The sequence below is a fragment of the Treponema vincentii genome (genome assembly GCF_010365865.1).
GTDB lineage: Bacteria > Spirochaetota > Spirochaetia > Treponematales > Treponemataceae > Treponema.
The window spans coordinates 358920-371158 of the sequence record NZ_CP048020.1; the positions used below are offsets into that span (position 1 = coordinate 358920).

At 46.3% G+C, this 12239-nt stretch carries 12 protein-coding genes and 1 pseudogene; 11 read left to right on the forward strand and 2 right to left on the reverse strand.

Going from position 1 to position 12239, the window contains the following annotated elements:
* Window positions 1–42 precede the first annotated feature (42 nt).
* The 3 genes and pseudogenes from secA to GWP43_RS01640 form a co-directional block, all read left to right on the forward strand.
* Window positions 43–2592: pseudogene (gene secA, locus GWP43_RS01635) on the forward strand (preprotein translocase subunit SecA); the annotation flags it as partial.
* Between the two features lie 75 nt (window positions 2593–2667).
* Window positions 2668–2787, forward strand: a complete 120-nt coding sequence (locus GWP43_RS15670; RefSeq protein WP_371922135.1) for an SEC-C metal-binding domain-containing protein — start codon at window positions 2668–2670, stop codon at window positions 2785–2787.
* 24 nt (window positions 2788–2811) lie between these two features.
* Window positions 2812–3963, forward strand: a complete 1152-nt coding sequence (locus GWP43_RS01640; protein ID WP_230977886.1) for a M20 family metallopeptidase — start codon at window positions 2812–2814, stop codon at window positions 3961–3963.
* Between the two features lie 235 nt (window positions 3964–4198).
* Here GWP43_RS01640 and GWP43_RS01645 read toward each other — a convergent pair whose 3' ends face one another.
* On the reverse strand, window positions 4199–4846 hold the full coding sequence (locus GWP43_RS01645) for a peroxiredoxin (protein ID WP_162662197.1): 648 nt from the start codon (window positions 4844–4846) through the stop codon (window positions 4199–4201).
* 283 nt (window positions 4847–5129) lie between these two features.
* Here GWP43_RS01645 and infC point away from each other — a divergent pair, with 283 nt between their 5' ends.
* Genes infC through GWP43_RS01675 form a run of 6 tightly spaced genes read left to right on the forward strand, consistent with a single transcriptional unit; the run spans window position 5130 to window position 7527 of the window.
* On the forward strand, window positions 5130–5651 hold the full coding sequence (infC, locus tag GWP43_RS01650; RefSeq protein WP_162662199.1) for a translation initiation factor IF-3: 522 nt from the start codon (window positions 5130–5132) through the stop codon (window positions 5649–5651).
* A 15-nt stretch (window positions 5652–5666) separates the two neighbouring features.
* A complete protein-coding gene (rpmI, locus tag GWP43_RS01655) occupies window positions 5667–5873 on the forward strand; it encodes a 50S ribosomal protein L35 (protein WP_162662200.1) in 207 nt (68 codons plus the stop codon).
* Window positions 5874–5897: 24 nt separating this feature from the next.
* Entirely contained in the window at window positions 5898–6257 is a 360-nt protein-coding gene (gene rplT / locus GWP43_RS01660) for a 50S ribosomal protein L20 (RefSeq protein WP_162662202.1), read from the forward strand.
* A 3-nt stretch (window positions 6258–6260) separates the two neighbouring features.
* On the forward strand, window positions 6261–6731 hold the full coding sequence (locus GWP43_RS01665) for a cell division protein ZapB (protein WP_162662204.1): 471 nt from the start codon (window positions 6261–6263) through the stop codon (window positions 6729–6731).
* Between the two features lie 2 nt (window positions 6732–6733).
* Window positions 6734–7072, forward strand: a complete 339-nt coding sequence (locus GWP43_RS01670) for a cell division protein ZapA (protein ID WP_162662206.1) — start codon at window positions 6734–6736, stop codon at window positions 7070–7072.
* Complete coding sequence (locus GWP43_RS01675; RefSeq protein ID WP_162662208.1) at window positions 7069–7527, forward strand: YaiI/YqxD family protein; 459 nt, start codon at window positions 7069–7071, stop codon at window positions 7525–7527. The genes GWP43_RS01670 and GWP43_RS01675 overlap by 4 nt, the downstream gene beginning before the upstream one ends.
* Here GWP43_RS01675 and GWP43_RS01680 read toward each other — a convergent pair.
* Window positions 7466–8749 (reverse strand): GAF and HD-GYP domain-containing protein, encoded by a 1284-nt coding sequence (locus GWP43_RS01680; RefSeq protein WP_162662210.1) that lies wholly within the window; start codon window positions 8747–8749, stop codon window positions 7466–7468. The genes GWP43_RS01675 and GWP43_RS01680 overlap by 62 nt on opposite strands.
* Before the next feature lie 232 nt (window positions 8750–8981).
* Here GWP43_RS01680 and GWP43_RS01685 point away from each other — a divergent pair, with 232 nt between their 5' ends.
* Window positions 8982–10421 (forward strand): aminoacyl-histidine dipeptidase, encoded by a 1440-nt coding sequence (locus GWP43_RS01685; RefSeq protein WP_162662211.1) that lies wholly within the window; start codon window positions 8982–8984, stop codon window positions 10419–10421.
* A gap of 348 nt (window positions 10422–10769) precedes the next feature.
* Complete coding sequence (locus GWP43_RS01690) at window positions 10770–12191, forward strand: alanine/glycine:cation symporter family protein (protein WP_162662212.1); 1422 nt, start codon at window positions 10770–10772, stop codon at window positions 12189–12191.
* Window positions 12192–12239: the final 48 nt, after the last annotated feature.

The window sequence follows — 12239 nt, forward strand, 5'->3', positions numbered from 1 at the left end:
AAAATTGACATTTAGCTCAAATCGCAGTACATTGATATAATGATTGCAGATAAAATAATTAAAGCCGTTTTCGGTTCACAGCATGAACGGGATATTAAAGCTCTCCTTCCCGTTCTTCATCAAATAAATGAAAAAGAAGCATGGGCGCTTGCTCTTGCTCCCGAAGATTTTAAGCAAAAGACCGCCGAGTTTAAGGAGCGGTTTGCAAAAGGCGAATCCCTTGATGCCTTTATCCCCGAAGCTTTTGCGCTTGCACGGGAGGCGGCGCGGCGTATTTTACATGAGCGTATGTACGACGTGCAGCTCTTAGGTTCGCTGGTTCTTCATTCGGGACGCATCGTCGAAATGAAGACCGGTGAAGGTAAAACCTTGATGAGCATCGCCGCTTCATACCTCAACAGCCTTTCCGGGAAGGGTGTACACATTGTAACCGTCAACGACTACCTCGCAGAGCGCGATGCCGATTGGATGCGTCCCGTCTACGCATACCTCGGAGTTAGTGTCGGCGCAATCCTCTCAAACATGGACAACGCCGCGCGGAAAGCTGCTTACAATGCGGACATTACCTACGGTACCAATAACGAATTCGGTTTTGACTATCTGCGCGACAATATGCAACTTACAATAGAAGAAAAAGTGCAGCGCGGCTTTTCCTTCGCGGTTGTGGACGAAATAGACTCCATCCTCATCGACGAGGCGCGTACCCCACTCATCATCTCCGGCGCTGCCGAGGATGACACCAAGCGGTATTTCGATGTCGATAAGTTCGTCGATCAGCTTGAAGAGGTTAAGAAAAATCCCGAAACCGGCGAGTATCCCAATGAGCTGGAAGGGGAAGAGATTATCGGCGACTACACGCTTGACGAAAAAAGCCGCCGCGTGTCCTTTACCGACGCCGGTATGCTGCACATTCAGGACATTCTGCAAAAACAGGGCTTGATCAACGGCAGTCTCTTTGAAGAAGAGAACTTTGAATATATCCACTACTTTACGCAGGCAGTACGCGCCCACATCCTCTATCACATCGATGTTGATTATGTTGTAAAAGAAGGGCAGGTGCAGATTGTTGATGAGTTCACGGGGCGTATTCTTGAAGGACGCCGCTATTCGGACGGCTTGCATCAGGCTATCGAAGCGAAAGAGCATATCCGTATTGCTCAGCGCAACCGTACGATGGCGACTATCACTTTTCAGAACTTCTTCCGTATGTACGACAAGCTGTCCGGTATGACCGGTACGGCAGACACCGAAGCGGTTGAATTCAACAAGATTTATTCGCTCGATGTTGTGGTTATCCCGACCAACTTGCCCGTTATCCGCAAGGACGAACACGACGTGGTCTACCTGAACGAAGCGGAAAAATGGGATGCGCTCTGTAACGAAATTGCCGAAGCGCATAAACGCGGACAGCCGGTACTGGTCGGTACGGTGTCCATTGAAAAATCGGAAAAACTTTCGGCGCTGCTCACCCGGAAAGGTGTCCGGCACGAGGTATTGAACGCCAAAAACCACGCACGGGAAGCGCTCATCATCGCGGAAGCGGGCGCAAAAGGTTCTGTTACGATCGCAACCAACATGGCAGGGCGCGGTACCGACATCAAGCTCGGCGGTAGTCCCGAATTTAGGGCACGCAAGCGGGCAGGCACCGAAGCCGAGCCGGAAGTGTATCAAAAAATATACGAAGAAGAATACAAGAAGTGGCAGGAAGACTACAAGGAAGTTAAATCGCTTGGCGGTTTGTATGTTATCGGTACCGAACGGCATGAAAGCCGCCGTATCGACAATCAGCTGCGCGGTCGTTCGGGGCGGCAGGGCGATCCGGGGCGTTCAAAATTCTTCCTTTCCCTCGATGACGATTTGATGCGACTGTTCGGCGGCGAAAGTCTCAAGCGGGTAATGACAAAGGTCGGTATGGAACCTGGTGAGCCGATTGAGCATCCGTGGCTTAACAAGAGTATTGAAAAGGCCCAGACCAAGGTTGAAGAGCGCAACTTCGATATCCGTAAGCACCTCCTTGAATACGATGACGTGCTGAACGAGCAGCGCGGCTTTATCTATGAACAGCGTGATAAGATTTTGCAAGACGAGCACCTCGTTGAGCGTGTTTACACCACGATAGAAGAATACCTCGATGACGCCTTTGAGCAGTTCAAGCACGGTTCCCGCAAGGAAAAAGCGGAAGAGCTAAAAGAGCTGCAAGCAAACCTCAAGGCAAAATTCGGCTACATCTTCAGTGATGAGGATACGAAGCTGGCTCAAGCTGGTGATACAAGCGCACTGCAGCAGAAAATCTACGCTGCGCTCAAAGCGAATATCGAAGAAAAGATTGCGCTCGTCGGTAATGAAAACCTCAATATGTTTATCCGCTATCAGTATTTACAGGCAATAGATCGTAAATGGCTCGATCACTTGGAAAATCTGGAAGCCCTGCGCGAAGCCGTCTATCTCCGCTCCTACGGTCAGAAAAACCCGCTCACGGAATACAAGCTTGAAGGTTTCGACATCTTCTACGCAATGCTCGACGAAATCCGCTTTTCCATTGCCTCTTTACTGGTATTGGTACGGATCAGCACCGAAGAACCCTCTTCGCGCACCCCCAACCGCCGCATCCCACAGGGCTCCGCGCACCACAGCTCCATGGGCTCCTTCCATCAGAGCAGCTCCCCGATGGGTTCCAGCAGCAAGCCGGAAAACGTCCAAGTGGTACGCACTGCGCCTAAAGTCGGCAGAAACGATCCGTGCCCCTGCGGCTCCGGCAAAAAATACAAGCACTGCTGCGGCAGGTAATGGGTAGTGGGAAGGATACTACCGATGCAAAACTCTTTTGATTATATCGATGATGATGAACTCCGTGCGTTTTTTGCAGGCGCTGTAAAAATTCCCAGCATCAATCCGCCGGGGAACGAAGCGCCAATGGTGCAATATATAGAAAATTTTTTACAAGCGAATAAGATTGAATATGAGCGGATTCCGGTTGAAGGAAACCGCTGTGATATTGTCGCTCGGGTGCGTGGAAAAACCCGTGAAAACAGCATCATCTTTACCGGACACATGGACGTTGTACCGGTTTCTGACGAAGAGCGAAGGCGATGGAACTTTGATCCGTTCGGTGCTGAAATACGAGATGGTGTTTTGTACGGCCGCGGCAGCAGCGATATGAAAAGCGGACTGACTGCTGCGCTTTATGCAATGGCTGTTTTGCAGCGGCACGGTATTGTCCCCCCTACCGATATTATCTTTGCCGCGACAATCGACGAAGAAAACTACATGAAAGGTTCGAAACGGCTTTTATACTCTCCGTTGTTTGACGGAGCCCGCTCGCTGGTGGTGTGCGAACCGACCGATTTAAAGCTGTGTATAAAAGGAAAGGGTCGTACATGGGCAGATGTTTGTGTGAAGGGTAAAACTGCGCACGGTTCACAAGTCGGCGCTGGAGATAATGCGATTTACACGGCAATCAATTTAATAGAAAAGATTAAGCGTACGGAGTTAACGGGTTATTCTTCCGCGGAGAACGGTGAGTCTTTTTGGCGGACGCTGGCAATACAGGCGGGCGTAGAACCTCAGGTAGTTCCCGACACTTGTGTCTTTACCGTGGATGCTCGGCTCGCCGTCGGGCATCCCATCGATGCAGTATGGGCTCAGTTGGACGAACTGATTGCCGCATTGCACCAAGAAGTTCCTACCGCCCAAGTGTCGTATACCGTTATCGATAGGCGCCCCTCGTGGACTACAGCAGAAAGCGATCCGTTGGTGCGGCGATGTAAAACGGCATTGGAAGCCGTCGGTCTTCCGTATATTCCGGATATCTTTGCAGGTTCTACCGACGGCAGCGTATTGGTAAAGCAGGGGCTCATACCCGTGATTATCGGCCCCCGGGCGACCTTGCCGTTGTCCACCGCGAAAACGAGCATATTAAACTTCCTCAAGTTTATCAGGCGGCACGGTTGTATCTGTCAATGATGCTTACTTTTTGAAAATATACGGCGCATCTGCGTTGTCTATTTTCAAAAACGTTGGCTTAAAAATATACGGCACATCTGTGGTTTCGTGCCTGCGGGAATAGGGGCAGTGGTTGAATGGCAATTAAAAACCCTCTAAAAACTTGAGTTTTTTAGAGGGCTCGTTCAATGTCTTTAGCGCTGTACGGTTATCCGTTACGGGCAACTGTGCGTGATTTGTTGTTTTACAGTATCAGTTACTTTAATGCTTTGTGGCAGAACCACCAGTCGAAGCCTTCATATTCTTTGAGCCGCTTTTCGGCAGCTTTTACGTTTGAAGGTGGAGGAACAATTGCATGGTCTTTAATCAGACTGTTTTCAGGCCAGTTAGCAGGCAGCGCGACATCTTCTTTGTCGGAAATCTGCAAAGCCTTTACCGCCCGCAGGATTTCTTTCATGTTCCTACCGATTTCCTGTGGATAATATAGTACTAATCGGAGTTTTCCTTCGGGATCAACGATAAATACTGCACGGACGGTGTTCGTTCCTTTGCCGGGATGCAAAAGTCCGAGTGAATTCGCAATTGCATCATTTGCAGCAATAACAGGGAAGGTAATCTGCACATTGAGCTTGTCTTTCATCCATTCAATCCACTTCATGTGGCTAAATACCTGATCGACGGAAAGGCCGACCAGTTTTACACCAAGTTTTTCAAACTCGGGCATCAATTCCTGAAAACCGACAAACTCAGTTGTGCATACAGGGGTGAAATCTGCGGGATGGCTGAATACGATAAACCATGAACCTTTCAGATCGGCCGGTAATGTCATCGGGCCTTGTGTGGTTTGAACTTGCAAAGTGGGAAATGCATCGCCCAAGAGCGGCATGTTAATTCTTTCGTCCATAAATATCTCCTTAATCTTAATAATGATTCTTAATATATCATACTTCTTAAAAAAAAGCAAGCACTTTAATTTTTTTGCCGTTATTGTGCTTACATTGATTTTGCTATGTGTTATCTTGCATGAAAAAATTACGGTAAAAACCACTCTTGGTAGCGTGCTTATCACCGCAGGCTCCCTGTTGTTTTTTGCAGGATGCCTTGACATATCTAAAGAAAATTAGATATACTTACGGCCTATAGCTTTATTTTATGTGCATTGAGAAAAGTGTGCTGGAGGAGAATAGTTGGCGGAGAATAAAGGTTTGCGGATTAATGAACAAATCCGTGTCCGCGAGGTTCGTTTAATTGATGATGCAGGGGAGCAGAAGGGTATTGTTTCCACCCTTGAAGCTCTTAGGATGGCTCAAGACGTTAATCTTGATCTCGTTGAAGTGGCTCCGCAAGCGGATCCTCCCGTTTGCAAGATTTTAGATTATGGAAAGTATCGTTTTGAATTGGAAAAAAAGCTCCGTGATTCCAAGAAAAAACAGAAGCTGCAAGTTCTTAAAGAAATTCGTATGCAGCCTAAGATAAATGACCATGATCTATCTTTTAAAGCACGGCATATACAAGATTTTCTTGATGACGGCGATAAAGTAAAAGTAACAATCCGCTTTCGGGGGCGGGAGTTAGCCCATACCGAGCTGGGGCTGGACGTATTAAATAACGTACTGGCAAAACTCGGCGGAGATTTAACGGTAGAAAAACCTCCGGCAATGGAGGGGCGTTCCATGTCGATGACATTGGCGCCCAAATCGAAGAAATAATTTACGAGGTGTATCATGCCTAAGATGAAGAGTAAGAGTGCCGCAGCAAAACGTTTTAAGTTTACCGGCGGCGGTAAAGTAAAGTATAAGCAAATGAATTTGCGCCATATTTTAACAAAAAAATCTCCACAACGCAAACGTGATTTGCGCAAAGGCGGAATTTTAGCCGAAGTCGACAGCAAAAAGGTAAGAAAACAACTGCTTCCTTACGGTACTAATTAAGTTTTGATTATTTAGGAGAATACAATGCCGAGATCGTTATGTTCAAATAAACGCATTCATAGACGCAAGAAGATTTTAAAGTTAGCAAAAGGATTCCGCGGACGCAGAGGTACGAACTATAAAGCGGCAAAAGATGCCGTTGTAAAAGCACTTACCCATAGCTTTGAAGCACGCCGCGACCGCAAAGGTGACATGCGCCGCTTGTGGATCAGCAGAATAAATGCTGCTGTTCGTGCAGAAGGAATGAGCTATTCACGCTTTATCAACGGAATGGCCAAAGCGGGGATTGCTTTGAACCGCAAGGCCTTATCCAATATGGCTATCGAAGATCCGGCCGCTTTTAAAAGCGTTGTCGAACAGTCAAAAAAAGCATTAGGAGTTTAAAGTATGGTAAACCTCGATCAAATTAAACAGCTTGAAGCGAGGGTTTCTAAAGCGATTGAGCTGATGCAGACCCTCAAAGATGAGAACGATTTATTAAAGCTTGAATTGCACGATCGCCAACAGCGAATTGAGGAGCTGGAGAATATAGTTCTTGTTTTTAGAAATGACCAAGCAAAGATCGAGGAAGGTATCATCAATGCACTCAATCACCTGAGTGCATTTGAAGATACTGTATACCAAGCGGCAAATTCGACAGCTGCTTCTGCCGTACATGAAGCAGCTCCGGCCGCGAATGAAGTGCCGGAAATGCAGCCGACAGCATTAAATCCCACTGGAGCCGTTGCATCTGAACAGCCCAACCCCATACACGAAGAAGCTTCGGAAACGCAATCGCCGACTGCTGTTGCCGAGACGGTGCCGCAGCAAGCTCCACAGGAACCTATAAATCATTCCAATCAACTGGATATTTTTTAACGATGGCCGAACGCAAAGGGCGGCTGCAAATCGACCTATTAGGTACGTCGTTTGCGCTTGAGGCTGATCAACCCGCTGAATATTTACAGTCAATCTATAAGCATTATAAAAAAGTCGTCTCGGAGGTTCAACAAACGTCCGGCGTTAATGATTCATTGCGCGTTGCGATTATCGCCGGTATCTTGTTGTCGGATGAACTGAGCAAAGAGCGGCTTAATCCGCAGGCGCTGATTCCGCAGCATGAAACAGAGGTCTTAATCGAGCAATCGGCAAAAAAGATGATCGAAGATATCGATTCGATTATTTATTCGCTTACTCCGTCAAATGATGGACACGTATGACTCTTTTTGTCGATGCGGATTCCTGTCCGGTACGAATCCGCGAGATTATTTGCAGGACGGCGCAGCGATTACACGTTCAAGCGATCTTTGTTGCTAATAGATCAATTCCAATCCCTAGAAATTCTTATTGCACTACTATCGTAACCAAAGCTGAGGATCAAGCTGCAGATATGTATATCATTACTTATGCGGCACAAGGTGACATGGTTATTACCCGTGATATTCCCCTTGCAAAACAGCTTGTCGAAGCCCATATCAAAGTGATTAATGATCGAGGTGTCGTGTATACTGCCGAAAACATTGATGAACGGTTGTCTATCCGGAATTTTATGTATGAATTGTCGATAAACGGTCTTGCTCCCGAGCGGACGAAGGCGTTCGGGAAAAAAGAAGTTATGGAATTCGCTCAAGCGCTAGATCGGGAAACGCAGCGTCTTCTGAAAACCGATCCTTGATTTCTTTAATCCTGGGGGCAACTTCAAAAAATGCATCAGTGACTTCAGGATCGAATTTTATACCGCGTAACCTTCGTATCTCTCCCAAAACTTTATCTTCAGTCCATTTTTCTTTATATACTCGTTTACAGGAAAGTGCATCGTAAACATCTGCGAGCGAGGTAATACGTGCACCAAGGGGAATTTCCTCACCGATAAGCCCTTGCGCTGCGGTATGCATACGGTTGTATTTTTCTATTGCGCCTGTTTCCTCTGAGATATGGCCGGGATACCCGGTTCCATCCCAATTTTCATGGTGCCGTAATGCAATATCCCGCGACATAGTATCCACTGTCGAATTACCCGACAAAAATAGCTTTGAACCGCGCCATGTATGGCTCTGCATAATCCGGTATTCTTCGGGCGTGAGTTTGCCGGGTTTTTTTAGAATTGTGTCGGAAATACCGATTTTTCCGACATCGTGCAGCATTGCAGCAATCTTTAGCGCATCGCGAAATTTTTCGCGTTCATGCCGGTGGATATTATGGTTAAATGCCCAACGATCATAAATTTCTACTGCGTAGTTTGCGACGCGATGCACATGAAGCCCTGTCTCCCGCGGATCGTGCAACTCTGCCATTTGCACCATACGCAGGATCATCTCGCGGGTTAACGAAGCATGCATAAGCGTTGCTGCAGCGTTTGCTGCAAAATGAGAGAGGAACATTTCGTCATCGGAAGTAAATGCACGGACTTTGCCATGTATGTCAAGCGCATTAATCATCTGTAAAACACCCAATACGTCACCAGAGATGGCAATGAGCGGAATCGTCAGCGTCGATACTGTTTTGTAACCTGTTGCCACATCACTGACAGTACCGAATTTATAATACTTATCAGGAGAAATGGCATAAACATCAGGTTCATTGATCAGCTGTTTAGTCATCGCAGCCGATCCGGCAATAGTCGTAACATCGATCGGGAATGAAAAAATATGGAAAGGAAGTTTTTCTCCAGGATTTAATCGCTTTTGCAGCGTTGCATTTTGCGCATAATGGATAACCAGACGATTCCCTTCGACCAAGTAAATGGAGCCTGCATCGGCATTCAAGGCTTGCCGTGCCTCAGTTAATATCCTTTCCAGTAAAATATCTTTATCCCGAATACTATATAATCGGGAAGTTGTCTGCATGATATCAAACAGAATTTCTTCCCGTGTTCTTACTGTCGGCATCGTACTCATAACATTTCCTCTTTGCCTATAATAACAATATAGAGGCTTTGATAGTATCACCTAATATGCGATATGACAATAAGAAATACCCTAAATTTTTGCCAATGACATTTGAGCATGTTCATAAAAAATATCTTGCACTGCCAAACTTGTAAAAGTGTGATACACTGAAAAGGAGCTCTAAGCGATATTTCGACTATGGTTTAGAGAGAACTACTATTTCTGTTCAGGAGGAACAAGCATGAATATAGAACACATTCAACCCAAAGAAGTATTCCGTTGGTTTGCCGAAATTTCGGCTGTGCCGCGCGGTTCACACAATGAAAAAGCCATCAGCGATTTTTTAGTACGCTTTGCAAAAGAACGTTCGCTTGAAGTGTATCAGGATGAGGCGCTCAACGTCATTATCAAAAAGCCCGGGACGGCCGGCTACGAAAAATCCCCTACGGTTATATTGCAGGGACACATGGATATGGTCTGCGAAAAAACAGCGGATTCAAATCACAATTTCCTTAAAGACCCGATCAAGCTGATCGTAGAAGGAGACACTCTCCACGCCGACCGAACAACGCTTGGCGGAGATGATGGTATTGCGGTCGCGTATGCACTGGCTATTCTTGATTCCAAGTCGCTTGCCCATCCGCCGCTTGAGGTCTTGATTACTACAACCGAAGAAGTTGGGATGGACGGAGCGAGAGCCTTAAAAGCAGATCATTTACAGGGGAGAATCCTTTTCAATGTCGATTCCGAAGAAGAAGGCGTATTTTTGGTTAGCTGCGCGGGCGGCGCCAATACCCATGTCGATTTTAAGATTGAAACGGAACCACTGAAAGGGCAGGCGCTTGCAATTAAAATCGACGGACTACTCGGCGGGCATTCCGGTATGGAGATTATTAAGCAGCGTGCAAACGCCATCAAACTGCTGGGACGGGTCCTGTCGGCAGTAAAAGTGGAGCAGGCTGTGCATATCGTATCGATTTCGGGTGGTTCGAAGCATAATGCCATTGCAAAAGAAGCGCTGGCAATTATCGCTGTTGAAGATGCCGCCCGTGCACAGGCTGCAATTGGGCAGTTAGCGACAGCGATTAAAGCGGAATACCGTGCCGCCGATAAGGATATCCGCATCGCTGCAGAACCGGCAACAGCACTGCCTAAGATGATGTATAATGGAACAGTTAGCAGCGGTATCATAGATTTTATGACGATAGTGCCGGACGGCGTGCAATACATGAGTATGGACATCCCCGGATTGGTACAAACCAGCTTGAACAACGGCATTCTCGCCCTGAGCGGAGAAACCCTAACCTTTACGATTTCGGTACGTAGTTCGGTAAAAAGTGAACTGGATGAAATTGTGCAGGTACTGAAGCTATGCGCAGAGCGTACCGGAGGCATATTCAGTAAGGTGTCGGAGTATCCTGCATGGGAGTATTCGCCGCAGTCTCGTGCCCGGGACGTTGCCGTAAAAACATACAAAGAACTCACCGGCAAGGAACCGGTTGTTTCTGCTGTTCACGCAGGCCTTGAATGCGGACTTATCAAAAAGACCATCCCCGATATCGATGCCGTCAGTTTAGGCCCGAATTTGTACGATGTGCATACCCCGAATGAACACCTGAGTATCTCATCAGTCGAACGGATGTGGAAATTTATCGTTAAACTTCTGGAAAATATGCGGTAGATAATATAACCACAACGGGTTTACGCAGGGGAGCGGGGAGAGGCATGGTTGGGTCTCACTCGATGCTTCCCTGCGTTTTTTTGTGTACTGCGCGGTTTTATTTTAATTAACCGGTAAATCCGCAGAGAGTGCAAAGGATCCGGTATGGTTATGTTTAGAGAATAAATTATCGCTCCAATCAATTATTCAAGCTCTTCTACTTCTTAATAGATCCTTTTTATTTATTATTTGTTTTCTATCTTTATTAAAAATATTTATAAATAGATAAAAAAATAATTATATACTTGCGAGTGCCGATAATGTATGATACCATATATCAAGATTATTAATTGGAGGTTCTATTTAATTATGGAAGCGTTTTTACAAAATCTTACTAACCTAGTCGCAGGCATAAACAGCTTTGTATGGGGACCGTATTTTCTTATCCCTCTGCTTTGCGGAACAGGTTTATTTTTCACGCTCCGATTAAAGGGTGTGCAATTTTCAAAATTCGGTGCCGGATGGCGCAGACTGTTCAGCAATTTCTCATTAAAAGGAGAAAAAGCGGGGAAGCACGGTATGAGTTCTTTCCAAGCCGTTGCAACCGCGATTGCAGCGCAGGTAGGAACCGGTAACTTAGTCGGTGCAATGACGGCTTTGATTATGGGCGGCTCGGGCGCAATTTTTTGGATGTGGCTCGCCGCATTAGCGGGTATGGCGACGAACTTTGCCGAAGCCTGTATCGCACAAGTCTACAAAACAAAGGATAATTCGGGACAGACCGTCGGCGGCCCTGCGTATTATATTTCCCGCGGTTTGGGAAATACGGGCTTTTCAAAATTCCTTGCAGCATTCTTTTCCGTTGCGATTATTCTCGCGCTTGGATTTATGGGTAATATGGTTCAAGCGAACTCAATCTCCGATGCGTTTTTAAATGCATTCTCCGTGCCGACATGGATAACAGGGGTTGCCCTTGCCGTTGTTGCCGGCGTTATTTTTATGGGCGGCGTGAAGCGTATTGCATCCGTTACTGAAAAAGTTGTTCCATTGATGGCAATTATCTATATTGCTGTCGGTATCATCGTTATTCTTATGAATGCGCATAACATTCCAGCTATGTTCTCTATGATTTTTAGAGGGGCGTTTAATCCGCGATCCGTTTGGGGAGGTGCTTTAGGCTTCGGTATAGGGCGTGCTGCTCGTTATGGTATTGCTCGCGGTCTTTTTTCCAACGAAGCCGGTATGGGATCTACACCTCATGCCCATGCAGTTGCAACCGTCGATAATCCTGTCGAGCAGGGTGTATTGGGAATTGTTGCCGTATTTATCGATACCTTTGTCGTTTTGAATATTACCGTCTTTACGGTTTTAAGTGCCGATATCATCAGGTTTGAAGGCGGACAGCCGGTGATGAAAGGTATTCAGCTGGTTCAGGAGGCGTTTTCGCAACACCTTTTCGGACACACCTTCGGTTATCTTTTCATTGCAATCTGTTTGTTCTTTTTTGCATTCTCTACGATTATCGGTTGGTATTATTTTGGTGAAACCAATATCCGATACCTGTTCGGTTCAAAGGGCTTAGTACCGTATCAACTGTTGGTTGTAGCATTTATCTTTTTAGGCAGCTTGCTGAAAATCGATTTAGTATGGGAGTTGGTAGACTTCTTTAACGGTATTATGGTTATCCCGAACCTTATCAGCTTATTGCTACTGAGTGGCACGGTTGCGGCAGTCTTGCACGATTATAACGCAGGTAAGCCGTACGATGTTAATAATTATATCAGAAAATAACTGAATTTAAAACGTACCAATCCGCCGATTAGTCTTTGTTCTGATTCG

Bases quoted from the DNA above. Each gene is read 5' to 3' on its own strand.
- GWP43_RS01675 (WP_162662208.1), top strand. From the start codon at position 7,069: ATGACTCTTTTTGTCGATGCGGATTCCTGTCCGGTACGAATCCGCGAG.
- GWP43_RS01645 (WP_162662197.1), bottom strand. From the start codon at position 4,846: ATGGACGAAAGAATTAACATGCCGCTCTTGGGCGATGCATTTCCCACT.
- GWP43_RS01640 (WP_230977886.1), top strand. From the start codon at position 2,812: ATGCAAAACTCTTTTGATTATATCGATGATGATGAACTCCGTGCGTTT.
- GWP43_RS01665 (WP_162662204.1), top strand. From the start codon at position 6,261: ATGGTAAACCTCGATCAAATTAAACAGCTTGAAGCGAGGGTTTCTAAA.
- GWP43_RS01690 (WP_162662212.1), top strand. From the start codon at position 10,770: ATGGAAGCGTTTTTACAAAATCTTACTAACCTAGTCGCAGGCATAAAC.
- rpmI (WP_162662200.1), top strand. From the start codon at position 5,667: ATGCCTAAGATGAAGAGTAAGAGTGCCGCAGCAAAACGTTTTAAGTTT.
- GWP43_RS01680 (WP_162662210.1), bottom strand. From the start codon at position 8,749: ATGAGTACGATGCCGACAGTAAGAACACGGGAAGAAATTCTGTTTGAT.
- GWP43_RS01685 (WP_162662211.1), top strand. From the start codon at position 8,982: ATGAATATAGAACACATTCAACCCAAAGAAGTATTCCGTTGGTTTGCC.
- GWP43_RS01670 (WP_162662206.1), top strand. From the start codon at position 6,734: ATGGCCGAACGCAAAGGGCGGCTGCAAATCGACCTATTAGGTACGTCG.
- GWP43_RS15670 (WP_371922135.1), top strand. From the start codon at position 2,668: ATGGGTTCCAGCAGCAAGCCGGAAAACGTCCAAGTGGTACGCACTGCG.
- rplT (WP_162662202.1), top strand. From the start codon at position 5,898: ATGCCGAGATCGTTATGTTCAAATAAACGCATTCATAGACGCAAGAAG.